The following is a 23,426-nucleotide window of genomic DNA, read 5'->3' on the forward strand; positions in this document are numbered from 1 at the left end:
GGTTCAAACCACATCGGCTCAGATCGCATCGATATCGCCCAGCGCGCGGATCAGGCGGCGTGCGCGTTTGTCGGGCTTCGTCTCCGGCGCCTGATAGCCCGCACGGGCCGCGCGCAGCGTCGCAAGGGTTTCCAGTCGGCGCGCTTTCGAGACTTCGGATTCGACGTAGAGCGTCTGCGCGATCTTCGCCGCGCCGCGCTGATCGCTGAGCCCCAGCACTTCGATCTCGAACGTTTCGTCGCCGCGCGCGATGCGCATGGCGTCGCCGACCCGGACGGTGCGCGAGGGTTTCGCGCGCTGGCCGCCGACATCGACCTTGCCGGTTTCGATCGCCTGCTTGGCCAGGCTGCGGGTCTTGTAGAAGCGTGCGGCCCAAAGCCACAGATCGAGGCGGACGCTGGCGATGTCTTCGGGCATGCGGAGCGATCGGAGACGGGACGGGGAAAGTGTACGCGGATCGGTTGAAGCCGCAGAAAAACGAAAGGCCGCCCAGTGGGCGGCCTTTCGGATGACGCGCTTCCCGATGACTCGGTCGCGGAGCGGATCAGCCGGCGTTGGCTTCGCTCTTCGCCTTGGCGTGCATCGACAGATCTTCCTTGATGCGCGCCTTCTTGCCTTCGAGGTTGCGCAGGTAGTACAGCTTGCCCGCACGCACCGCACCACGACGCTTCACCACCACCGACTCGATCGCCGCGCTGTGGGTCTGGAACACGCGTTCGACGCCGTAGCCGTGCGAGATCTTGCGCACGGTGAACGCGGAGTTCAGGCCGCCGTTCTTGATGCCGATGACGACGCCTTCGTAGGCCTGCACGCGTTCGCGATTGCCTTCCTTGACCTTGACGTTGACGATGACGGTGTCGCCGGGACCGAATTGCGGCAGCTGGCGCTGCACCTGTTCGGCTTCGAACTGCTGCAGCAGCGTGTTGAGCGAGGGCTTGTTCATGGAGGGCCTGTTGTTGGTGCCGTCGAGCGGCATGTTGTTGCGCGAGTGCACGTGGACCCGCGTCATGGCATGGGTTGGTCATTACCGCCAATCGACGGTAAGCCGCGCATTATAAACGGGATTTTCGCCGCGGCGCCAGCGCCTCAGCCGGTTTCGCCGGGGGTCTCGGCCCGCTCGGCCAGGAAAGCGTCCAGGAGGGCCCGGTCGGCCTTCGACAGGGTGGTCCGGTCGATCAGCTCCGGCCGCCGCAACCAAGTCCGGCCGAGGGACTGTTTCCGGCGCCATTTCGCGATTTCGGCATGATTGCCGGACACCAGCACCGGCGGGACGCTTCCCAGCGGATGTTCCAGCGGGCGGGTGTAATGCGGGCAGTCGAGCAGCCCGTCCTCGCCCTCGAAACTGTCCTGGGCGGCCGATTCGGCGTCGTTCAGGGCGCCGGGCAACAGCCGGGCGGTGGCGTCGATGACCACCGCGGCGGCCAGTTCCCCACCGGACAGGACGTAATCGCCGATCGACAATTCCTCGTCGACCTCGGCCTGCAGCAGACGTTCGTCGACGCCTTCGTAGCGGCCGCAGAGCAGGATCAGGCGCGGCTGTCCAGCCAGTTCGCGGGCCTTGGCCTGGGTCAGCGGTACGCCCTGCGGGCTCATGTACACCACCCTCGCCGGCCGCGGGTCCGCTGCGCGGGCGGCGGCAAGCGTCGCCCGCAGGGGCTCGATCATCATCACCATGCCCGGCCCGCCGCCGAACGGACGATCGTCCACCCGCCGGTAGTTGCCTTCGGCATGGTCGCGCGGGTTCCAGCCGTGGATCGACAACAGCCCGCGCTCCTGCGCGCGCCCGACGACACCATGGCCGGCGACCTGGGCGACGAATTCGGGAAACAAACTGATGATGTCGATGCGCATGGCGTCGGCCGGCGGATCAGAAATCCGCATCCCAGTCGACGAGGATGCGGCCGCTGTCGAAATCGAGCTCGCGGACGTAGTCCGGACGCGCGAAGGGAATCATGCGTTCCCGATCTCCGCGCACCACCAGCACGTCGTTGGCGCCGTTGGAGAACACGTAGGCGACGGTCCCGAACTCGACGCCCTCGAGGTTGGCGACGCGCATGCCTTCGAGATCGATCCAGTAGAACTCGCCGTCCTTCGGCGGCGGCAGCGCCCCGCGCGTGACGTACAACTCGGCCCCGCGCAGGGCCTCGGCCACGTCGCGATCCTCGACGCCGGGAATCGTGCCGATCAGCCCTTTCCCGCCGGGACGCGCCCTGGCACCGGAGATTTCGCGTTCGCGCCCCTGGGCATCGCGCAGGATCCAGGGCTGGTAGCGCAGCAGATTGCCGGGCGGCTCGGTCAGGGATTCGAGTTTCAGTTCGCCGCGCACGCCGAACGCGCCGTGGATCCTGCCTACCAGGATGCGGCGCGTCGGGTCGTTCATTGCGGAACGGAGAATCGGAATGCGGCCGCGCATCGCGCGGCCGGAGGCATCAGGCCGAAGCCGGTGCCGAAGCGGCGGCCTTGGCGGCCTGCTTGTAGAGATCGGCGACCTTGTCGGTCATCTGGGCGCCATGGCCGATCCAGTGCTTGGTGCGCTCGAGGTCGAGTTCGACGCGCTTCTCGTTGCCGGCGGCGATCGGGTTGTAGTAACCCAGACGCTCGATGTTGCGGCCGTCGCGCGAGCTGCGGCTGTCGGTGACGATGATGTGGTAGAAGGGGCGCTTCTTTGCGCCGCCACGGGTGAGACGGATCTTGACCATGAGACGGAGTTTCCTGTGGAGCCCGGCTGCCGGAATGGCAGGGTAAGCCGGCAAGTATAACCCGCTGATTCGGGTCGGGAAACCCTCGACGAACGACCGCTCGCACCTGGCGCCCGTATTCGGGTCGACCGGGCGCCGCCCGATCACCGGAACGGCATGCCGCCGCCGCGTCCGCCCATCATGCCCTTCATGCCCCGCATCAGGCCCTTCATGCCGCCGGCGCTGAGCTTGCTCATCATCTTTTCCATCTGCTGATACTGCTTCATCAGCTTGTTCACGTCGGCCGGGGTGAGGCCGGCGCCCCTGGCGATGCGGGCGCGGCGCGAGCCGTTCAGCAGCGCCGGGTTGCGACGCTCCTTCTTGGTCATCGAATTGATGATGGCCACCATCCGCGGCACTTCCTTGCCGGTGACCTGGTTCTTCACCGCATCGGGGATCTGGCCCATGCCCGGCAGCTTGTCCATGAGCCCGTGCAGGCCGCCCATGTTCTGCATCTGTTCGAGCTGGTCCTTCATGTCGTTGAGGTCGAACTTCTTGCCCTTCGCGACCTTCTCGGCGAGTTTCTGCGCCTTGTCCTTGTCGACCTGCTGCTCGACCTGCTCGACCAGCGACAGCACGTCGCCCATGTCGAGAATGCGGCCGGCGGCGCGGTCCGGATGGAACACATCGAGACCGTCGGGCTTTTCGCCGACGCCGACGAACTTGATCGGCCGGCCGGTGATGTAGCGCACGCTCAGCGCGGCACCGCCGCGGGCGTCGCCGTCGGTCTTGGTCAACACCACGCCGGTCAGCGGCAGCGCCTCGCTGAAGGCCTTGGCGGTGGCCGCGGCGTCCTGGCCGGTCATGGCGTCGACCACGAACAGGGTTTCCACCGGATTGACGGCCGCATGCAGCGCCTTGATCTCGGCCATCATCGCGTCGTCGATGGCGAGACGGCCGGCGGTGTCGACGATCAGCACGTCGACATAGGATTTTTTCGCGTCGTCGATCGCGGCCCTGACGATCGCCTCGGGTTTCTGCGACGGATCCGACGGGAAGAACAGCACGTCGACCTGCTGCGCCAGCGTCTTCAACTGCTCGATCGCGGCCGGCCGATACACGTCGGCCGACACCACCATCACCTTCTTCCTGCGCTTTTCCTTCAGGTGCTTGGCGAGCTTGCCGACCGTGGTGGTCTTGCCCGCGCCCTGCAGGCCGGCCATCAGGATCACCGCCGGCGCCGGCACGTTGAGATTGAGATCGGACGCCGCGGAACCCATCACCGCGGCGAGTTCGTCGCGCACCACCTTGATCAGCGCCTGGCCCGGGGTCAGCGACTTCAGCACTTCCTGGCCGACCGCACGCACCTTGATGCGCTCGATCAGAGCCTGCACCACCGGCAGCGCCACGTCCGCTTCGAGCAGCGCCACGCGGACATCGCGCGTGGCTTCGCGGATGTTCTCCTCGGTCAGCCGGCCACGGCCGCGGAGGCGCTCGATGGTGCCGGACAGACGCTGGGTGAGGGACTCGAACATGGGCGCGGACCGCTGCGGAAAAGAGCGCGATTATAACTGTGGCCCATGGCGGTGCGCGGGGACGCCGGCGTATGCGACACTGAAACGATGACATTCGTTCTCATCGCCCTGGCGCTGTATCTGATCACCGCAGGTCTGCTCGCCCGTCGGCTGGCGGACGGCGGCCCCGGTGTGCCGGCGACGCTGTGGGTGGCGCCGGCCCTGGCCGCGGTGATGCATGGCGCGACCCATGCGCTGGCTTGGAGCGATGCGGGCGGCGCCAATCTGCATTTCTTCTCCGCGCTGTCGCTGGTGGGTCTGGGCATGGCGGCGCTGACCCTGGTGGTCGGGCTGCGCGGCCGGATGGCGGCGCTGGGCGTGATCGTGTTTCCGATCGCCGCGTTGACGCTCGCGCTGTACGCCTGGATCGGCCGCCAGGATCCCCAGCCGCTGGACTGGCGTCTGCAGTTGCATGCCTGGTGCGCGCTGCTGGCCTACGCGACGCTCGCCCTGGCCTCGGTACTGGCGATCCTGCTCTGGATCCAGGAACGCGCGCTGCGGCGACGCAGGCTGCACGGATGGCTGCGCGCGCTGCCGCCGCTCGTGGAACTGGAAACCCTGGTCTTCCGCACGATCACAGTCGGTTTCGTGCTGCTCACCGCGACCCTGTTGACCGGCGTGCTGTTCGTCGAAGATCTCCTGGCCCAGCATCTGGCCCACAAGACCCTGCTGAGCGCCTTGTCCTGGCTGACCTTCGGCGCGCTGCTGCTCGGTCGCTGGCGCTATGGCTGGCGCGGCGCCAAGGCGGTCCGCTGGACGCTCGCCGCGATGGCATTGCTCGTTCTGGCCTTCTTCGGCAGCAATCTGGTGCTGGAACTGGTGTTGCAGCGGCGCTGAGGCGCGTGCAGGCCGGGCAAAACGGCCCGATCGAGCGTTTCGATCGGAAAAAAAGCGGGCCACCTATGGCATCCGGGTCGCGCGTGGCTTAACTTTCCATCATTGGATCGCATTCACTCATGATCTGCAGCCTCGGGATGCCCTCCCGACTGCACCGCCCGCATGGACGCTCGACCGCGCTCAACCTCGGGGGATTTTCGTTGTGAAATCGATGGCTCGGACCTGGCTTTTCCCGCTTGTCGCTCTCTGGGCAGGCATCGCCAGCGCGCAGAACACGCCCCAGGCCCCGCTTGCGGACTGCCCGGCATTCCCCGCGGACGCCGCAGAATCGATGCGCTGGGAAGTGCTGCGAGTGCCGAACACCCTGCTCTGCCGCGCGATCCTGACCGAAGGCGGCGGCGAAGCCTTCGCGCTCACCATCAGCCCCGAATCGCCGTTCAAGCCGCGCCGCGGCGATCGCGCCGAAACCGGCACGCTCAATGGCCGCGAGCTGCAGTGGTACCGCGGCGAAGTGCCGAACGACAAGAACGGACTCATCCGCGAAACCCTGATCCAAGTGGGCGAAGAGCAGGTCGTGCATGTCTTCCTGCGCGCGACCGACCCCGAAACGCTGGCGAAACGACAGCAGGCGGTGCTTTCGCTGCCCTTCCCCGCCTACGAAGACTGATTCCCGCCTCTCCCCCGCGGGATGCAACGCCGCCGGCGTACCGCGCCGGCGCATACGTTCGCCCTCGTCAAGGAGAAGCACCGTGATCAAACGTCTCTCGGCCGAATTCCTCGGCACCCTGTGGCTGGTTCTCGGTGGGTGCGGCAGCGCCGTGCTCGCCGCGCATTTCGGCGGCGACGGCAATCCGCTCGGGATCGGACTGCTCGGCGTCTCGCTGGCCTTCGGCCTGACCGTGCTCACCGGTGCCTACGCGCTGGGCCACCTGTCCGGCGGGCATTTCAATCCGGCAGTCAGCTTCGGGCTCTGGGCCGGCGGCCGTTTCTCCGCCCGCGACCTCGCGCCCTACATCGTCGCGCAGACCCTCGGCGCCATCGCCGCCGGTTTCCTGCTCTTCCAGATCGCCAGCGGTCGGCCCGATTTCGCGATCGACCCGACCGCCGCCGGCGCTTTCGCCAGCAACGGTTACGACGCGCTCTCGCCGGGCGGCTACAGCGTGGCCTCTGCCTTCCTGTGCGAGGTGATCATGACCGCGTTCTTCGTGGTCGTGATCCTGGGCGCCACCCACCGCAGCGCGCCGGCGGGTTTCGCGCCGATCGCGATCGGACTGGCCCTGACCCTGATCCATCTCATCAGCATTCCGGTGACGAACACCTCGGTGAACCCCGCCCGGTCCACCGGCGTGGCGTTGTTCGCCGGCAGCGCTGCGGTCGGCCAACTGTGGTTGTTCTGGCTGGCGCCGATCCTCGGCGGGCTGATCGGCGGCGTCATCGGCAAATGGCTGGGCGCGGCCCGCGAGTGACCGGCGGATGCCCTTGGTCCGGCGCATTCCGCCGGACCACGCTCTGGCACGGTTGATGCTTCGTTTCATGGCAGGAAACAGCCCCGGCCCAAGGATGGCCACCCTGCATATCGCCGCGGAGTCCACCATGAAATCGAAGTCCCCGCTGTCGTCGTTGCTGTCCACCGCCTTCGCCGGCCTGCTCCTCGCCGGCGCCGCCACCAACGCCACCGCCCAGACCGCGGCCGATTGCCCATCCATGCCACCGGACGCCGGCCTCACCTGGACCGTCCTTCGCACCGACACTCTCCTGCTGTGCCGTGCCATGCGGATCGACAACAGCCAGGAAGCGTTCGCGCTGACGCTCTCGCGAAAATCCCCGTTCAGGCCGGAAAGCGAACTGCGCGAAGAGCAGGGCCAGATCGAAGGCAGGAAATTCTGGTGGTATCGGGGCGAGATCGCCGGGCGTCCGAAAGAACTGGTCCGCGAGACCCTGGTCAAGCTCGACGACGGCCAGGTCGCCCATGTCTTCATCCGTACCGAAGACCCTGCGACACTAGGGCGCTATCAGGGCGTCGTCCAGAGCCTGCAATTCGACGGAGGCGCGTTCGCCGCCCGTTGATCCCCGACCCGCCGCGGCAGAAAACGCCGCAGCGGGCCAGTTCACGGCAAGGAGTGGTGGATGAGAAGGAATTCGCTGGTGTTCGGCTGCGCGCTCGCGTTCGCGGCCCTGATGCTCCCGGGCTGCGGCGAGGATGCGCCGCCTCCAGCCGCACCGAATCCGTCCGCAACCGCACCTGCCGGCGCCGCCGGCACGCTCAATGTCTACAACTGGAGCGATTACATCGCCGAGAACACCGTCGCGGATTTCCAGACCCGCAGCGGTCTGCGGGTCAATTACGACGTGTACTCCAACAACGAGACGCTGCTGCAACGACTCGCGGCGAGCCCCGGCGGCTACGACGTGGTGTTCCCCTCGGCCCGGCCCTACGCCGAACAGTTGATCGGCGAAGGCGCCCTGCAGCCGCTGGACAAGGGCAAGCTGCCCAATCTCCGCAACATCGACTCCGAGATCCTGGCCGAACTGGCCGATATCGATCCCGGCAACGCCCATCTCGTGCCCTACATGTGGGGCACCACCGGCATCGGCATGAACGTCGCCAAGGTCCGGGCCGCGCTGGGCGCCGGCGCCGCACTCGACAGTTGGGGACTGCTGTTCGATCCCGCCAATGCAGCCAAGCTGTCGTCCTGCGGCATCGGCGTGCTGGACGACATGCTGGAAACCACCTCGGCGCTCCACATCTGGATGGGACGCAGCGCCAACGACCATTCGCCCGAGACGACCGCGGCGACCAAACGCACGCTGCTGGCGATCCGCCCGCACGTGCGCAAGATCACCGGTTCGTCCGAGCTCATCCGCGACCTCGCCGCAGGCGACCTGTGCCTGGTACTGAGCTTCTCCGGCGACGTGCTGCAGGCGCGCGCGCAGGCCGAGGAATCCGAGAACCCGCCCGAGATCCGCTACGTGATCCCGCGCGAAGGCGCGGTGCGCTGGGTCGACGTGATGGCGATTCCGAAGAAGTCGGCGAACGCGGAGGCCGCGCATCGCTTCATCGACTATCTGCTGGAACCCAAGGTGATCGCCGACATCAGCAATTTCGTCAGCTACGCCAATGCGAACGCAGCCTCGACCGCATCGATCGACCCGGTCGTGACCGGCGACGCGGGCATCTATCCGCCGCCTGCGGTCCGGGCCAAGCTGCAGAGCCTGGGCTCGGCCTCGAACGAGGATGCCGAGCGCAGGCAGCAGGCCTGGAACGCATTCGTCTTCGGCGAAATGTGATCCGCACGCAGGCCAACGGTCAGAAGCGTCCTTCCTGGTAATCGACCACCGCCTGCATCAATTCCTCGCGAGTGTTCATGACGAACGGGCCGTAACGCGCCACCGGTTCGCGCAACGGTCGACCGGCGACCAGGATCGTGCGCGCGCCTTCCGTCCCCGCGCCCAGGCGCAGGCATTCACCGCCACCGAGCACCGCCAGCGTCTGCGTTTCCAGCAGACGTGCCGCATCGCTCTCGCCCACCGTCGCCGCGCCCTCGTAGGCGTATACGAAGGCGTTGTGGCCCTCGGGCAACGCGACGTCCCAGGTCGCACCGGCATCGAGCGCGATGTCGAAATACAGCGGCGAGGTCGCCGGCTGTTCGATCGGCCCGCGCACCATGCGACCGTCGGCATCGGGCGCTTCGCCGGCGATCAGCTTCACCTCGACGCCTGCGGCGGGGCGCACGACCGGCATTCGCCCGGGCGCGAATTCCTGGTACTTCGGCGCCGTCATCTTCAGCGCCGACGGCAGGTTCACCCACAGCTGGAAGCCGCGCATGCGGCCGGCCTGCTGCTCCGGCATCTCCGAATGCACCAGCCCGCGACCCGCGGTCATCCACTGCACGGAGCCCGGTTCCAACAGGCCTTCGTTGCCGTGATTGTCTCGATGGCGCATGCGCCCATCGAGCATGTAGGTCACCGTCTCGAACCCGCGGTGCGGATGATCGGGAAACCCGGCGATGTAATCCTCCGCGCGATCGGTGCCGAATTCGTCGAGCATCAGGAAGGGATCGAGATCGGGCAATGCCTCGGTACCGATCACCCGGCGCAACTTCACGCCGGCGCCGTCGGAGGTCGGCAGGCCGCGCACGGTGCGGACGATGCGCGAAAAATGGATGGGGTGGTCGGACATGATCGCTCCCGTGGGCTTTCGAATGCCATGAAGTGAGGTGACCGGTATCTCAAAACAACGACGACGCTGGAACGCATCGTTCGAGGCGGGTTGTATATTGCACGATCGGAACATGGCGCCGCGGGATTGCGGGCCATGACGTGGACCCACTCGACATCAAAGGAAGATCGCCCTTGGCACGGAAAGCCGGCAGTATCGTATTCGCCCTCATCGTCTCCACCCTCTGCATCGCAGGTTGCGGCAAAGAACAGTCCCCTCCCTTCACGACGGTCGCACAGACCACCGAACGTCAAATCCTCAACGTCTACAACTGGCCCGACTACATCAGCGAAGACACGATCCGCAGATTCGAAGCGGCGTCGGGCATCAAGGTCAACTACACGACCTACTCGAACAACGATGCGCTGGAGCGCCAGCTGGCCTCGGCGCACGGCGAACACGACGTGATTTTCCCCTCCGCACGTCCCTATGCCGGCCGCATGATCGAGAAGGGCCTGCTGGCGACGCTGGACAAGCCGCGACTCGGCGGACTGGACGCTTTCGACGCCGACATCATGGCCGATCTGGCCGAAATCGACCCGGACAATGCGCACGTCGTGCCCTATCTGTGGGGAACGACCGGTCTCGGCATCAACGAGGAGATGGTCAAGGCGGCCGTGGGGCCCGGCGTGGCGCTGGACAGCTGGGACCTGATCTTCGATCCGGTCACGGCGAAGAAACTGTCCGCATGCGGCATCGGCATCGTCGATGCGGAACTCGACGGATTCACGGCGGCCCTGCTCTGGAAGGGACTGGACATCAACGCCTCGGACGACAAGTCGGTGCTCGCGGTGCGCGATGCCTACGCCGCGATCCGCCCGTACATCCGCAAATTCAGCCCGTCGTCGGAATTGACCAAAGACCTGCGGGAAGGTCGGCTGTGCGTCGTGCTGACGTACTCGGGCGATGTGGACAAGGCGAACAGCATCGCGCAGGCCGAAGCCAAGGCGACCCACGCGAAGCCGCAGGCGATCCGCTACGTGATCCCGCGCGAAGGCGCATTGCGCTGGATCGATGTCGTCGCGATTCCGGTCAAGGCGAAGAACGTCGACAACGCCCACCGCTTCATCCGCTACCTGATGGAACCCGAGGTCATCGCGAAGATCAGCAGCGCGTTGAGCTACGCCAACGCCAACAATCGGGCGACGACGTTCATCGACAAGTCCATCGCCCAGAACCCCAACGTCTATCCCAGGGAAGATCTGCGGGCCCGGTTGCGCTCGGCGGCGCCCCTGCCGAACGATGGCGCCGAACGCCGCCGGAACGCATGGAACAACATCGTCTACGGCGAGATGTGAGTTCCGATGGGACGAAGCTTCGCCGGCCGCCACGCGTCGAATGCGCGTTGGCGGCCGAGCCTCAGGTGGTCGAGTCTCAGATGGCCCGCAGTCGCCAGGCGCGATGGATGCGCGGATTGCGGGCGAAATCGGCCGGAATGGTCTCCGGGCTGATGTCCTCGCAGTGCGCGAATGCGGCGATCGCGTTCTCGTCGAGACGGAAGCGGCGGTAGTTGTTCGAGAAATAGAGCGTGCCGCCGAAGGCCAGCCGCGCCATCGCCGCCTGCAGCAGGCGCACGTGATCGCGCTGCACGTCGAAATCGTCGGCGCGGGCCGAGTTCGAGAACGTCGGCGGGTCGCAGAAGATCAGGTCGTACTCGCCGCGATCGGCCAGCAGCCACTGCAGCACGTCCGCCTGCACCAGCCGGTGGCGCGCGCCGCCGAGGCCATTGAGCCGGAGGTTGTCGGAACACCACTGCAGGTAGGTCGCGGACAGGTCCACGGACGTGGTCTGCGCCGCGCCGCCGACCGCCGCGTGCACGGTGGCGGCGCCGGTGTACGCGAAGAGATTGAGGAAGCGCGCGTTCTTCGCTTCCTGCGCGATGCGCAGCCGCATCGGCCGGTGATCGAGGAACAGGCCGGTGTCGAGATAATCGAACAGGTTCACCCGCAGCAGCGCCGCGCCTTCGCGCACATCGAGGGTTTCGCCGCGCTTGAACGCGCCGCTGTCGGCGTACTTGCTGCCGCCCTTGCCTTTCGCGCGCGTCTTCACGGCGACGCGTTCGCGCGGCACCGCGAAAGCATCGCGCGCGCCGGCGAGCAGTTCCTGCAATCGCCTGCGGGTGGTCGCTTCCGGGATCTCGGCCGGCGCGGCGTATTCCTGCACATGCAGCCACAGCTCGCCGGTGGCATCGCCGATATAGACATCGACCGCCGCCGCGTACTCGGGAATATCCGCGTCGTACACGCGATGGCAGGTCACGCCTTCGCGCGAGCGCCAGCTTTTGCTCGCCCTGAGATTCTTGCGGATGCGATTGGCGACCATCCGCGCGCCTTCGCTCAGCGTCTGCGGTTCGGCCTCGACCGGACGTTCCTTCTGCGGCGGCAGGATCGGGTCGCAGACGATCAGCGCGCATTCGATCGCGCCGTTGAACACCTGGTATTTCTTCGCCGCACGCAGGCCGGTGGCGCGCGCCAGTTCGGCATCGCCGCAAAGCAGGCTCGCCTTCCAGCCGGGCACCGCGCGCTTCAGCGCCGTGCCGAGCGTGCGATACAGCATCGGATCGGCGGCGAGGCGCGCATCGTACGGCGGATTGCAGACCACGAGACCGCGCTCGGTCTCGATCGCGGCCAGCTGCGCCACGTCGCGCACGTCGAAGGCGATGGACTCGGCGACGCCGGCGCGCGCGGCGTTCTCCTGCGCCGCGCGGATCGCATGCGGGTCGAGATCGCTGCCGCGGAAATCGCCGCGCAACGCGGCGTTGCCGGCCGCGGCGCGCGTTTCGGCCTCTTCCACCAGCGCGCGCCAGGCGATCACGTCGAATCCGCGCCAGCGCGACGGCGTCTGCATCGCACCGCCGTCGCGCATCAGTCCGGGCGCCACGTCGGCGGCCATCAGCGCGCCTTCGATCAACAGGGTGCCGCTGCCGCACATCGGGTCGAGCAGCGCTCCACCCTCGTGATACAGCGCCGGCCAGCCGCCGCGCATCAGCACGGCGGCGGCGAGCGTTTCCTTCAGCGGCGCTTCGCCCTGGGTCTGGCGCCAACCGCGACGATGCAGCGGCCCACCGCCGAGATCGACCGACAGGATCGCCTTCGATGCGCCGGCCTTGTTGGCCTTGACCACCAGACTCAGACGCAGATCCGGGTTGTCGAGATCGACGCTCGGCCGCTCGCCGTCCGGCCCGCGCAGGGTGTCGACGATGGCGTCCTTGATCCGCTGCGCGGCGTAGCGCGCGTGGGTGATGGCATCGCCGGAGACGTGCGCGTCCACCGCGAGGCTCATGCCCACGCGCAGATGCTGCGACCAGTCGATGGCGGCGGCGCCGGCGTAGAGCGCGCGTTCGTCGGGGCAGTCGTATTCGGCGATCGGCCACAACACGCGGCTGGCGAGACGCGACCACAGCACCGCGCGCTGCGCGTGCGCCAGATCGCCTTCGACGTTCGCGCCCGCGCGCGCCGCGGTGGCGTGGCTGCAGCCGAGCGCGAGCAGTTCGTCGACGAGCAGATATTCGAGCCCTTTGGCGCAGCTGACGAAGAATTTCATGCGGCGATCTCCGACAGCAGGGTGGCGAAGGCATCCGCCGAGGTCCGCACGTTCGCGGACAGGCGATGGCCGTCGTCGACCAGCAGCAAGCGGGCGCGGCGCGCCTGCGCCCATTCGGCGACCGCCATCGCCGGGATGAGTTCATCGTCCCAGCCGTGCAGGATCGAGATCGGCACCGGTGGTGCGTCCAGCGCCGGCAGCGGCCCCATCGTCAGCGGCGGCGCCATCAGGAACAGCGCCTTCACCGGCAGCCCCTCGGCCGACAGCGCCAGCGCGATCCGCGCCGAAATGTACGCGCCGAGGCTGGAGCCGCCGAGCACCAGCGGGCCGCGGGCCGCCGCCGCGAAGGCCAATGCGCGCAGGCGTTCGAGCCGCGCCGGCACGTCGCCGACCGTGCTGATCTCGCGTCTCGCATCGAGATCGGCGTAGTCCGGACGTTCGTGGGTCCAGCTGAAGCGTTCGGCCACGTCGGCGAGCGCCGTGACCTTGGTGGCATCGGGACCGCTCTCGAAACCGTGGGAAAGAATGCAGTGTCCGCGCATGGGCGATGTCGGTTCCGGAGTGTTCAATCGTCGAGCCATTCGACCGCATCGCCGATCCGCAGCGTGCCGCCTTCGAGAATGCGTGCGCACAGGCCGCCGTGGCCGCGCATCGCGTTGTAACCGCCCGGGCCGAGCGCGGCTTCCATCCGCGAACACGGGTCGCAGGGCGACGTGCCCTCGCAGATCGCGTCGCCGATGCGGAAGCGCCGGCCCTTCAGCGCGATCAGCGGCAGGCCCGCGATCACGACGTTGCGGCGCAGCGTCGACGGTTCCAGCGCGTCCAGCCCGGCCAGCGCCGCGATCGCCGGCAGATGTTCGGCCTGGATCAGGGTGATGCCGCGCTTGCCGCTGCCGGAGCCGTAGCGGTCGCCGCGGAGCCCCTTGCCGGCGATGGCCTCGGCCAGTTCCACGGCGCGCATCGGCACGTCGCGGGCCGGGCGCAGACCGATCCAGCGCACCGTTCCCGCACGCGGGAACCGCGTCATGAGGCGGTGGAGTTCTGAATCGGGGGGCGGCAGAGGCATCGCGCAATGCTAGCATCCGGCCCATGCTGCCCGACCTTCCGCCACTCCCGCCGGTCGAGATCGACCCGCTGCCGTACGAGCTGAAACTCGACGCGCGGCCGCTGTCGCAGATCGACCTGATCGTCATCCACTGCACCGAAACGCCGACGCTCGCGTCGGCCCGCGACTTCGGCGAGCGCGTGCTCTACGAAGGCAGCGGCACCGGCAACAGCGGCCACTACTACATCGATCGCGACGGCCGCATCCAGCTCTACGTGCGCCCGGACCGCATCGCCCACCACGTCCGCGGCTACAACCCGCGTTCGATCGGCATCGAACTGGTCAACACCGGCCGCTACCCGCACTGGCGCGATTCGAAACACCAGGCGATGGACGAACCCTATCCCGAAGCGCAGATCGTCGCTCTGATCGCGCTGCTCGGACAATTACAGCAACAGTTCCCCTCGGTGAAATACATCACCGGCCACGAGGATCTGGATCGCGAGATGGAAGCGTCGGCCGACGACCCGACCGTGCAGGTGCCGCGCAAACGCGATCCGGGGCCGTTGTTTCCGTGGGACCGGGTGATGCAGTCGGTGACGTGGGAACGACTGCAGCCGTAACCCGAGAATGCACGACAGCAGGCCCTTTGCCGCGCTTGTGATGACGATAGGCGGAACGAAATTCAGCGCTCCGGCAGCGGAATGAACTCCGTCTCCCCGGGCACATCGCCGAAGTTGCCGACCAGCCAGTCGTGCTTGGCCTGTTCGATGCGCTCCTTCGACGAGGACACGAAGTTCCACCACAGATGACGCGGGCCGTCGAGCGGTTCGCCGCCCAGCAGCATCGCCTTGACCGGCGTCTTCGCGCGCAGGCGATGGGATACGCCGTCGTCGAGCACGACCAGATGCATCGCGGGGATGTCGGCGCCATCGAGCTGCGCGTCGCCGTCGAGCACGTACAGCGCGCGCTGCCGGTGCCGTGCGTCGAGTGCGATCTCCGCATCGGGCGCGAGATCGATGGCGACGTAGAGCGTGTCGGCGAAGACATGCACCGGCGATTCTTCGCCGTAACCGCGGCCGGCGACGACCCGCAGCAGCGCGCCCGGACGCTCGATCCGCGGCAGCGTGGCCGCGGGATGGTGATGGAAGGCCGGCGCGATCTCCTCGACGGACTTCGGCAGCGCCACCCAGGTCTGCATGCCGTGCAGCGGCTGGCCGCCCTCGCGCAGCGCGGCCGGGGTGCGTTCGGAATGGGCGATGCCGCGGCCGGCGGTCATCCAGTTCACGTCGCCGGGGCCGATGTCCTGAATGGTGCCCAGCGTGTCGCGATGGCCGATGCGGCCGGCCCACAGGAAGGTGACCGTGGCCAGCCCGATGTGCGGATGCGGACGGACATCGATGCCCTGCCCCGGCTGGAACACGGCCGGGCCCATGTGGTCGACGAACACGAACGGGCCGACGCTGCGGGCCTGGATCGAAGGCACGGCGCGGCGCACCTGGAAACCGCCCAGATCATGAACGCGGGGGGCAACGACGATGGTCATGGCGGGCTCCAGTGCGGCGGACACGCAGGGTCGCACGGCGCCCGGAGCGGTACGACCGCAATGCCGCAACGCTCCGTGTCGCGTCGCGACGCCAGGACCCTCGGCCTATAATCGCCGCGACCCCCTACCGGCACCGCCATGACCTCGCCCGTCTCGGAACTGATCGAACTGCTGTCGCTGGAGCGGCTTGAAAACAATCTCTTCCGTGGCCAGAGCCGCGACATCGGCACGAAATACGTGTTCGGCGGCCAGGTGCTGGGACAGGCGCTGTCGGCCGCGCAGGCGACGCTGGACATCGACCCGGCCAAGGGACCGCGCACCGCGCATTCGCTGCACGCGTATTTCCTGCGCGCCGGCGATATCGAACATCCGATCGTCTACGACGTGGACCGCACCCGCGACGGCGGCAGTTTCTCGGTGCGCCGGGTGACCGCGATCCAGCACGGGCAGCCGATCTTCGTCTGCGCGTGTTCGTTCCAGATCCACGAGGACGGCGCCGAGCACCAGTTGCCGATGCCGAACGTGCCGATGCCCGAAGACGTCGAGCCGACGCCGAAGCTCTCGCCTGAAAAACTCGCGCAGTTGCCCAGCAAGGTGCAGCGCTGGCTGAACCGGATGGGGCCGTTCGAATTCCGCCCGATCTATCCGCGCGACGAACTGAATCCGCCGAAACGCCCGCCGTTCCAGCAGGTGTGGTTCAAGCTCGGCGAACGCGTCGGCGACGCGCCGGAGCTGCATCGCGCCCTGCTCGCCTACGCCTCGGATTTCCATCTGCTGGGCACCACGACCTTTCCGCACGGCATCAGCTATTACCAGCCGAACGTGCAGATGGCCTCGCTGGATCACACGATGTGGTTCCATCGACCGTTCCGCGCCGACGACTGGCTGCTGTATTCGATCGACAGCCCCAGCGCGCAGGGCGCGCGCGGGCTGGCGCGCGGCCAGATCTTCGACCGCGCAGGACATCTGGTCGCGAGCACCTCGCAGGAAGGCATGATCCGCGTGCTCGATGCCGCCAAAGCCGCGGAGGGCTGAAACATGCGCCAGGTCTTCACCAGCCCGCGGCTGGAAAACGTCGAGCGCGTCGCCGAACTGCTGAAGGAGCACGGCGTCGATGCGCGGATCACCAACGGCCGCTCGTATCGCGGCAATCGCCGCGGCAATTTCAGCTATCGCGACACCGCCAACGAAGGCCCGCAGCCGGCGGTGTGGGTGGTGAAATCGGAAGATCAGCCCAAGGCGCGCGAACTGCTGCGCGCGATCGGCCTGCTGGACTCCGGACGCTCGCCGACCAGCTATCTGCCGACGCCCGAGGAAGACCGGCTGGGCAACGGCGGTGCCGCCGATGCCGCGAAACGGCGCGCGTTCCGGATCCGGGCCGCGCTGCTGGTCGGCATCGCGTTCGCGCTGGGCATGGGCCTGCTGGCCTGGCGCAAACCCGCGCCGGTCGCATCGACGACCGCACCCGCCATTGCGGTCGCCAGCGCACCCGCCGACACCAGCACGCAAAGCGCCGCGCCGGACACTTCGGTCGTCGCCGACGCGACCTACGTGGTGGCGACGCCCAGCGCGCTCGCGGCGATGCTGATCGCCGCCGAACTGCGCGCGCAGAGCGCGGCGACGCTGTGCGTCTCTGTCGACGGCGCGGATCCGACGGACACCCTGCTCGCGCAGATGCCGGCGGCGGATCGCGAGCGCATCCGCCCGGCGGCCTCCTGCGCGGCGGACGCGGCGACGGTCGCGGTGAGCGAATACCGCACCGACGGCTCGGGCGTGGGCACGGTGCGGGTCGAGATCGCCGATACCGGCGACGATGGCCGCCGCAGGACGCAGGCGCGCATCCTGGAAGTGCAGCGCGACGATGTGCTGTGGAAGGTGAAGCGCGTGGTGATGTGACGCGATCGCGAGACGTACACGACCTGCGGAAACGAGATGCAGACACGACGAAGGCCGCCCCAAGGGCGGCCTTCGTGCTTCGGAACATCCGCGAGCGGCAGTGCCGCCTTACGGCTTCGGCTTGCGCTCGGCGCGCGCGGCCTGGTGATGGGCCTTCATCTCGTCGCGGGTCAGGAAACCGTCCTTGTTGGCGTCGATCGCGGTGAAGTTCTGCAGCGCGCGTTCGTGGCCGGCGAGTTCGTCGCGGCTGAAGCGGCCGTCGCCGTTCTTGTCGAGCTGGGCCATGCGCTCGCCGCCGCGGCCCTTGCCACCATGCATGCCGCCCTGACGGCCACCGTGCTGCGGACGTTCGTCGGCGCCGATCCTGCCGTCCTTGTTCGCATCGAGCCTGTCGAAATTCTCGGCCATGCGCGGCGCATTGGCGGCTTCGCCGCGATCGATGGCGCCGTCGCCGTTGGTGTCCAGCTTGGCCATGGCGCCACCCGGGCCGCCCGGACCGCCGCGCCCGCCCTGGCGGGCACCGCGCTGCGGACGCTCGGCAGCGCTGAGCTTGCCGTCCTTGTTGGCGTCGAGCCTGTCGAAATTCTCGGCCAGACGCGGCGCCTTGGCGGCTTCGCTGCGGTCGATCGCGCCGTCGTCGTTGGCGTCGACCTTGGCGTGTCGGGCGCCGGGCTGGCCGCCGCCGGACGGCGGGGTCTGGGCGAACAGAAGCGGGGTGGCGGCGGCGATGGCCAGACCGAGCGCGAGCAGTGCGATGGGCTTTCTGGATACCGTCATGGGATTCTCCTCATGGGTGGGTTGGGCCGGGCCGGCGGCCCGCATGCCAACATCAACGCCCGCGGACGGCCACGGTTGACACGCCCGCTCACGGCCCTGCCGGTCGATCCGCGCCAGTCACATCCGCGGCCGCCGCGCGTCTTGGCATCATGTCCGCCCCGAGTCGCCCGCCGCGCATGAACGCCACCGTCCTCTCCGTCGACGCCCTGATCCTGCAGGAGTTGCCCGCCGCCCGCGATGGCGACCACGCCGCCTACGGCCGGATCGTGGCCGCCTGCCAGAACACCGTGACCGCGGTGGCGCTGGCGATCACCCGCGACGTGAGCGCCAGCGAGGACATCGCCCAGGAAGCTTTCCTCAACGCCTGGCAGCATCTGGAACGCCTGCACAGCCCCGACAGCTTCCTGCCCTGGCTGCGTCAGATCGCCCGCAATCTCGCCCGCGACCATCTGCGCAAATACCGCGACCAGCCGCTGGACGGGCCCAACGCCGAACTCGCGCTGGCGATGGCCGCCGATCCCGGCCCGCAACCGATGCAGAAACTGCTGGCCGACGAGCACGAAGCCACCGCCGCCGAGCTGATCGCCTCGCTGCCCGAAGACAGTCGCGAAACCCTGCTGCTGTTCTATCGCGAAGGCCAGAGTTCGCAACAGGTCGCCGCGCTGCTGGGCATCACCGATGCCGCGGTGCGCAAGCGGCTCTCCCGCGCGCGACAGCTGGTGCGGGACGACCTGATCAAGCGCTTCGGCGAATTCGCGCGCAGTTCGGCGCCGTCGGCGGCCTTCACCGCCGCGGTCATCACCGGTCTGGGCATCGCCACCAAACCCGCGGCGGCCGCCGCCGCGACCGCCATGGGGGCCGGCGCCGTCGGCGCGGGCACGGTGGGCGGCAGCATGGCCGGCAAGGGGCTGGCCGCGGTGGTCGGCATGGGTGGCGTGATCGGCGGCTCGCTGGTCGGCGGCGCGATCGCCGCGCACCTCACCCGCAAACATGTGCTGATCTACGCCGAAACGCTGGAAGAGCGCGAAGCGCTGCTGCGGCGTTACTGGGTCTACATGATCGTGACCCTGCCGCTGATGCTGGCGACCTTCCTCGTGGCCTTCCTGGTGCCGAGCTTCTGGGCGACGATGGGCGCGACCCTGTTCACCGAATTCGCTTCGCTGTACACGCTGCTCGCGATCCGACGCGAACTGCTGCCGATGATCGACCGCGACCGCGCGCGCGATCCGGCAGGCGCCAAAGGTCGTTATCGCGCCTACGACTACAGCTACGGCCCGGTCGCGATGTTCTACTCGGGCGTGCTCTACGTCTTCGCGATGGCGGTCTTCTACGCCAGCTTCCATTACGGGCCGCACGGCGTCGCCGCGACCACGCGGATATTGCTGACGCGGATCTTCGGATGAACGCGGTGTCCGCCGTGGATGCGCTGATCGCCGTCGAGCTGCCGGCCGCACGCGACGGCGACCGCGCCGCGTTCGGCCGGATCGTCGCGGCCTGTCAGAACACCGTCACCGCGGTAGCGCTGGCGATCACCCGCGACGTGAGCGCGAGCGAGGACATCGCCCAGGAGGCGTTCCTCACCGCGTGGCAACACCTCCGGCGGCTGCAGAATCCGACCAGCTTCCTGCCGTGGCTGCGCCAGATCGCGCGCAACCTCGCCCGCGACCATCTGCGCGCAGGCCGCCATCGCCCGCTCGACGGCGAAGGCGCCGAGATCGCGATCGAGCTCGCCGCCGATCCGTCGCCCACGCCGATGCAGCAGCACGAGCAGGACGAGCGCGAACGCGCCGCAGTCGAACTGATTTCCGCGCTGCCGGAAGAGAGTCGCGAAGCGCTGCTGCTGTTCTATCGCGAAGGCCAGAGTTCGCGGCAGGTGGCGCTGTTGCTGGGCTTGTCAGACGCCGCGGTGCGCAAGCGGCTGTCGCGCGCGCGCCAGAGCCTGCGCGAGGATCTGCTGGCGCGCTTCGGCGAATTCGCGGCGGACAGCGCGCCCGGCGCGGCCTTCACCAGCATCGTCGCCTCCGCGCTGACCATCGCCAGCCCGCCCGCGGCGGCCAAGGGCATCCTGACCGTCGGTGCCGCAGTGGGCGCGAAAACGCTGGGCAAGATCGTGGCAGGCTCGGCCGGCAGCCTCGCGATCGGCGTGCTCGGCGGATTCGCCGGCATCTGGCTCGGCCTGCGCCGGCAACTCAAGGACGCGATCGACGACGAAGAGCGGCGCGCGCTCACCCGCAGTGCGGGGATCAATGCGCTGACCACCGTGGGCTTCGTGATCGCGATGCTGTTGATCGTGCGATTCGACGGCGGCTGGCTCTGGCCGCTGATCGCCGGCCTCGCGTTCATGGGCACGATCTTCTACCAATCCATGGTGGTGCAGCCGCGGGCGATGGCGCGTCGCCGTGCGCTGGAAGCGCAGCGCGATCCCGTGCGTGCGGCCGCGCGTCGACGGCGCGAGCGCATCCAGTGCCGGGTCGGCGCGATCCTCGGCGCCGTCTTCGGTTTCGGCGGCCTGATCGCGGGGCTGATCGTGTCCGGCCGGCTGTGATCGGCCGGCCGTGATCGGCATGCGCTGATCGATACCGCATCGGGGGTCTCGCGGCGCAGACGCTGCGACCGCAGCGGTTATGCTTGGCGCATGCCGCAACGCATCGCCCGCGTCGTTTCGATCCTCGGCCACCCGCTGCTGGTGCTGCCGGCGGCATTGCTGCTGCCGGCCGCGATCCGCGCGCGCGATCCGCAATCGCTGTCGTCGATGGCGACGGGCTTCGCGGTCTTCGCCGCGCTGGTGCTCGGCTGGTCGTGGTGGCAGGTGCGTCGCGGGCGCTGGGCGCACGTCGACGCCAGCGGCCACGACGAACGCCGCAGTCTCAACCGCACGCTGCTGGCGATGCTGCTCGTCGCGACACTGTTGGCGTGGCGCGGCCTGCCGCAACCGGATCTCGCGCTCGCCCTGCTGCTCGCCGCGGGCATCGTCGCGATCGCGATCCTCGCTGCGCGCGTCTGCAAACTCTCGCTGCATCTCGCGTTCGCGATCTACGCCGCAGGTCTGCTGTGGCCGTTGGGCGGCATCGCGATCGCTGTGGGCCTCATCTTCGCCGTCGCGGTGGCGTGGTCGCGCCTGCATCTGTCGCGCCACCGGCCGCGCGATCTGGTCGCCGGCGGGCTCGCGGGGCTGATCGCGGCGACGCTGTACTGGCCCGCGCTCGCGGCGCTGCGCGGATGAGCGACGTCATGCGCGATCCGCCGGCCGACGACGATCCGATCCGGCTGTTCCACACGCCCGAGCATGCCTGCGGCTACTGGCCGGAGCGCAGCGCACGCGATCTCGTGTTCGATCCCGGCGATCCGCGCCTGGCGACGCTCTATCCGACCGCGCTGGGCTGGGGTTTCCGCCGCTCGGGCAATCTGATCTATCGGCCGCACTGCCGCAGCTGCCAGGCCTGCGTCGCGGTGCGGATTCCGGTCGCGGAATTCCACCCCGACCGCAGCCAGCGCCGCTGCCTCGCCCGCAATGCCGATCTGGAAACGCGGGTGTGCCCGGCCGAACGCACCGAAGAACATTTCGCGCTGTATCAGCGCTATCTCGCCGCGCGTCATCCGGGCGGCGGCATGGACGGTCACGGCACCGCCGAGTTCGATCAGTTCCTGGTCAGCGCCTGGGGCCAGGGCCGCTTTCTGGAAATCCGCACGCGCCAGCCGCACGCCACCGGCACCCTGCTGGCGGTGGCGGTGACCGACGTGGTCGACGACGCGTTGTCGGCGGTCTACACCTTCTACGACCCCGACGCCGCGGACCGCGGTCTCGGCACGTTCGCGATCCTGCAGCAGATCGCCTGGGCGCAGCGCGACCGCAAACGTCATCTGTATCTCGGATACTGGATCGACGGCCATCGCAAGATGGCCTACAAACGCCGCTACCGGCCGCTCGAATCCTACGACGGACACGGCTGGTCGCGGATGCCGCAGACCGAACGTCCCGGAGAGACCGGACCATGACCGCACGCTTCACTTTCCGCATCGCCGGGTGGCTGTGCGCCGGCGCACTCGCCGCCTCGAGCGCGGGCTGCCTGCGCGTGCGGTTGCACGGTGCACCCGCCGAGGCCGCGCCATTGCGCGTGGCGACCTACAACACCTCGCTGTACGACGACAACGACGGCGGCCTGATTCGCCGACTCGAAGCAGGCGATCCCGGCGCGCGGAAGATCGCCGCGGTGCTGCAACGCGTGCGCCCGGACCTGGTGCTGCTCAACGAATTCGATTACGACGCCGACGGCCGTGCGGCCGATCTGTTCCAGCGCGACTATCTCGCGGTGCCGCAGGCCGGCGGTGGCGACGCGCTGCGCTATCCGTACCGGTATTTCGCCCCGGTGAACACCGGCGTGCCCAGCGGTCTGGATCTCGACGGCAACGGCACCGTCGGCGGCAGCGGCCGCGATCGCGGCAACGACGCCTGGGGCTTCGGCCTGCACCCCGGCCAGTACGGCATGCTGGTGTTGTCGCGCCATCCGATCGACGTCTCGGCCGTGCGCAGCTTCAGGCTCTTGAGATGGAGTGCGATGCCGGACGCATCGGCGCCGGTGGATCCGCGCGCGCGGCGGATGTTCTATTCCGATCCGGTCTGGCAGGCGTTGCGGTTGTCGTCGAAGTCGCACTGGGACGTGCCGGTGCGGACACCGCAGGGCACGCTGCACTTTCTGGTGTCGCATCCGACGCCGCCGGTGTTCGACGGGCCCGAAGACCGCAACGGCGCGCGCAACGCCGACGAACTGCGACTGTGGCGCGAATACCTCGACAACGATCCGGCCGATCGCGCCTGGCTGTGCGACGACGCCGGCCGCTGCGGCGGTTTGCCTGCCGAAGCACGTTTCGTCATCGCCGGCGACCTCAACAACGATCCGGTCGACGGCGATGGCCGCCACGATGCGATCCGCGCGCTGATCGCGCACCCACGCGTGCTGCAGCATCCTGCGCCACGCGGTGACGGCAGCGCCGCGGCGGCGCGCACCGCGGGCGGCGCGAACGCCGCGCACCTCGGCGACCCGGCCGAAGACACCGGCGACTTCGGTCCGCAGGTCGGCAACCTGCGGCTGGACTACGTGCTGCCGTCCACCGGACTGCGCGTGGCCGCATCCGGCGTGTTCTGGCCCACGCCCGACAGCGCAGACGCTGCGCTCGGGACCGCGTCCGACCACCATGCGGTCTGGGTCGATCTGCTGCCCGCCGAGTAGGGCCCGCGCCCCGCCATTGACATCGTCAATCGGCGAAACGGCCGATCGCCGCGACTTTCCGCGTCATCTGTCATGACCGATTG

26 protein-coding genes are annotated in these 23,426 nt (G+C 68.4%); 14 read left to right on the plus strand and 12 right to left on the minus strand.

Annotation, left to right across the window (positions count from 1 at the left end):
• Positions 1-18 precede the first annotated feature (18 nt).
• The 6 genes from ABD974_RS00920 to ffh all read right to left on the minus strand — a co-directional run bounded on the left by ABD974_RS00920 (position 19) and on the right by ffh (position 4,213).
• Positions 19-417, minus strand: a complete 399-nt coding sequence (locus ABD974_RS00920) for an RNA-binding S4 domain-containing protein (protein ID WP_345301388.1) — start codon at positions 415-417, stop codon at positions 19-21.
• A 127-nt stretch (positions 418-544) separates the two neighbouring features.
• Positions 545-943 (minus strand): 50S ribosomal protein L19, encoded by a 399-nt coding sequence (gene rplS, locus ABD974_RS00925; protein ID WP_345301933.1) that lies wholly within the window; start codon positions 941-943, stop codon positions 545-547.
• A 143-nt stretch (positions 944-1,086) separates the two neighbouring features.
• The gene (trmD, locus tag ABD974_RS00930) at positions 1,087-1,851 is read right to left on the minus strand and encodes a tRNA (guanosine(37)-N1)-methyltransferase TrmD (RefSeq protein WP_345301389.1); all 765 of its coding nucleotides are present in this window, start codon (positions 1,849-1,851) and stop codon (positions 1,087-1,089) included.
• Positions 1,852-1,867: 16 nt separating this feature from the next.
• Positions 1,868-2,380, minus strand: a complete 513-nt coding sequence (gene rimM, locus ABD974_RS00935) for a ribosome maturation factor RimM (protein WP_345301390.1) — start codon at positions 2,378-2,380, stop codon at positions 1,868-1,870.
• 49 nt (positions 2,381-2,429) lie between these two features.
• Entirely contained in the window at positions 2,430-2,699 is a 270-nt protein-coding gene (gene rpsP, locus ABD974_RS00940) for a 30S ribosomal protein S16 (RefSeq protein WP_345301391.1), read from the minus strand.
• A gap of 143 nt (positions 2,700-2,842) precedes the next feature.
• On the minus strand, positions 2,843-4,213 hold the full coding sequence (ffh, locus tag ABD974_RS00945) for a signal recognition particle protein (protein WP_345301392.1): 1,371 nt from the start codon (positions 4,211-4,213) through the stop codon (positions 2,843-2,845).
• An 87-nt stretch (positions 4,214-4,300) separates the two neighbouring features.
• Between ffh and ABD974_RS00950 the strand changes: the two genes are divergently transcribed.
• From ABD974_RS00950 to ABD974_RS00970, 5 genes are all read left to right on the plus strand, one after another.
• Positions 4,301-5,089 (plus strand): cytochrome C assembly family protein, encoded by a 789-nt coding sequence (locus ABD974_RS00950; RefSeq protein ID WP_345301393.1) that lies wholly within the window; start codon positions 4,301-4,303, stop codon positions 5,087-5,089.
• Between the two features lie 331 nt (positions 5,090-5,420).
• Positions 5,421-5,756, plus strand: a complete 336-nt coding sequence (locus tag ABD974_RS00955; RefSeq protein ID WP_345301394.1) for a hypothetical protein — start codon at positions 5,421-5,423, stop codon at positions 5,754-5,756.
• Between the two features lie 82 nt (positions 5,757-5,838).
• Positions 5,839-6,555, plus strand: coding sequence for an aquaporin Z (gene aqpZ, locus ABD974_RS00960; protein WP_345301395.1), 717 nt, complete (start codon positions 5,839-5,841; stop codon positions 6,553-6,555).
• A gap of 127 nt (positions 6,556-6,682) precedes the next feature.
• Positions 6,683-7,156 carry an SH2 domain-containing protein gene (locus ABD974_RS00965; protein WP_345301396.1) on the plus strand — a complete coding sequence of 158 codons (474 nt, stop codon included), beginning with the start codon at positions 6,683-6,685 and terminating at the stop codon, positions 7,154-7,156.
• Between the two features lie 60 nt (positions 7,157-7,216).
• The gene (locus tag ABD974_RS00970; protein WP_345301397.1) at positions 7,217-8,377 is read left to right on the plus strand and encodes an extracellular solute-binding protein; all 1,161 of its coding nucleotides are present in this window, start codon (positions 7,217-7,219) and stop codon (positions 8,375-8,377) included.
• A gap of 19 nt (positions 8,378-8,396) precedes the next feature.
• Here ABD974_RS00970 and ABD974_RS00975 read toward each other — a convergent pair whose 3' ends face one another.
• Complete coding sequence (locus tag ABD974_RS00975) at positions 8,397-9,269, minus strand: pirin family protein (protein WP_345301398.1); 873 nt, start codon at positions 9,267-9,269, stop codon at positions 8,397-8,399.
• 173 nt (positions 9,270-9,442) lie between these two features.
• Between ABD974_RS00975 and ABD974_RS00980 the strand changes: the two genes are divergently transcribed.
• Positions 9,443-10,606, plus strand: a complete 1,164-nt coding sequence (locus ABD974_RS00980) for an extracellular solute-binding protein (RefSeq protein ID WP_345301399.1) — start codon at positions 9,443-9,445, stop codon at positions 10,604-10,606.
• A 76-nt stretch (positions 10,607-10,682) separates the two neighbouring features.
• Here ABD974_RS00980 and rlmKL read toward each other — a convergent pair whose 3' ends face one another.
• The 3 genes from rlmKL to ABD974_RS00995 are packed head-to-tail and all read right to left on the minus strand — an operon-like array spanning position 10,683 to position 13,917.
• Entirely contained in the window at positions 10,683-12,851 is a 2,169-nt protein-coding gene (rlmKL, locus tag ABD974_RS00985; RefSeq protein WP_345301400.1) for a bifunctional 23S rRNA (guanine(2069)-N(7))-methyltransferase RlmK/23S rRNA (guanine(2445)-N(2))-methyltransferase RlmL, read from the minus strand.
• Positions 12,848-13,393: a hypothetical protein gene (locus tag ABD974_RS00990; RefSeq protein ID WP_345301401.1), complete on the minus strand. Its 546-nt coding sequence runs from the start codon at positions 13,391-13,393 to the stop codon at positions 12,848-12,850. Before ABD974_RS00990 ends, rlmKL begins: the two co-directional genes overlap by 4 nt.
• 23 nt (positions 13,394-13,416) lie before the next feature.
• Entirely contained in the window at positions 13,417-13,917 is a 501-nt protein-coding gene (locus ABD974_RS00995; protein ID WP_345301402.1) for an MOSC domain-containing protein, read from the minus strand.
• A gap of 23 nt (positions 13,918-13,940) precedes the next feature.
• Here ABD974_RS00995 and ABD974_RS01000 point away from each other — a divergent pair, with 23 nt between their 5' ends.
• Complete coding sequence (locus ABD974_RS01000) at positions 13,941-14,519, plus strand: N-acetylmuramoyl-L-alanine amidase (protein WP_345301403.1); 579 nt, start codon at positions 13,941-13,943, stop codon at positions 14,517-14,519.
• Between the two features lie 62 nt (positions 14,520-14,581).
• On the opposite strand, the gene ABD974_RS01005 is transcribed toward ABD974_RS01000, so the two are convergent.
• Positions 14,582-15,442 (minus strand): pirin family protein, encoded by an 861-nt coding sequence (locus ABD974_RS01005; protein ID WP_345301404.1) that lies wholly within the window; start codon positions 15,440-15,442, stop codon positions 14,582-14,584.
• Between the two features lie 138 nt (positions 15,443-15,580).
• Here ABD974_RS01005 and ABD974_RS01010 point away from each other — a divergent pair, with 138 nt between their 5' ends.
• Together ABD974_RS01010 and ABD974_RS01015 are read left to right on the plus strand one after the other, a co-directional pair.
• Positions 15,581-16,477 carry an acyl-CoA thioesterase gene (locus ABD974_RS01010; protein ID WP_345301405.1) on the plus strand — a complete coding sequence of 299 codons (897 nt, stop codon included), beginning with the start codon at positions 15,581-15,583 and terminating at the stop codon, positions 16,475-16,477.
• A gap of 3 nt (positions 16,478-16,480) precedes the next feature.
• The gene (locus tag ABD974_RS01015) at positions 16,481-17,338 is read left to right on the plus strand and encodes a RodZ family helix-turn-helix domain-containing protein (protein ID WP_345301406.1); all 858 of its coding nucleotides are present in this window, start codon (positions 16,481-16,483) and stop codon (positions 17,336-17,338) included.
• 108 nt (positions 17,339-17,446) lie between these two features.
• Here ABD974_RS01015 and ABD974_RS01020 read toward each other — a convergent pair whose 3' ends face one another.
• Entirely contained in the window at positions 17,447-18,115 is a 669-nt protein-coding gene (locus ABD974_RS01020; protein WP_345301407.1) for an EF-hand domain-containing protein, read from the minus strand.
• A 176-nt stretch (positions 18,116-18,291) separates the two neighbouring features.
• On the opposite strand from ABD974_RS01020, the gene ABD974_RS01025 reads away from it, so the two are divergent.
• From ABD974_RS01025 to ABD974_RS01045, 5 genes are all read left to right on the plus strand, one after another.
• On the plus strand, positions 18,292-19,518 hold the full coding sequence (locus tag ABD974_RS01025; RefSeq protein WP_345301408.1) for an RNA polymerase sigma factor: 1,227 nt from the start codon (positions 18,292-18,294) through the stop codon (positions 19,516-19,518).
• On the plus strand, positions 19,515-20,660 hold the full coding sequence (locus ABD974_RS01030) for an RNA polymerase sigma factor (protein WP_345301409.1): 1,146 nt from the start codon (positions 19,515-19,517) through the stop codon (positions 20,658-20,660). The genes ABD974_RS01025 and ABD974_RS01030 overlap by 4 nt, the downstream gene beginning before the upstream one ends.
• 90 nt (positions 20,661-20,750) lie before the next feature.
• Entirely contained in the window at positions 20,751-21,338 is a 588-nt protein-coding gene (locus ABD974_RS01035; protein ID WP_345301410.1) for a phosphatase PAP2 family protein, read from the plus strand.
• 8 nt (positions 21,339-21,346) lie between these two features.
• Positions 21,347-22,111, plus strand: coding sequence for an arginyltransferase (locus ABD974_RS01040; RefSeq protein ID WP_345301411.1), 765 nt, complete (start codon positions 21,347-21,349; stop codon positions 22,109-22,111).
• Positions 22,108-23,343, plus strand: a complete 1,236-nt coding sequence (locus ABD974_RS01045; RefSeq protein ID WP_345301412.1) for an endonuclease/exonuclease/phosphatase family protein — start codon at positions 22,108-22,110, stop codon at positions 23,341-23,343. The genes ABD974_RS01040 and ABD974_RS01045 overlap by 4 nt, the downstream gene beginning before the upstream one ends.
• Positions 23,344-23,426: the final 83 nt, after the last annotated feature.

It is taken from the genome of Lysobacter hankyongensis (genome assembly GCF_039543145.1).
Taxonomy (GTDB): Bacteria; Pseudomonadota; Gammaproteobacteria; order Xanthomonadales; family Xanthomonadaceae; genus Lysobacter_I; species Lysobacter_I hankyongensis.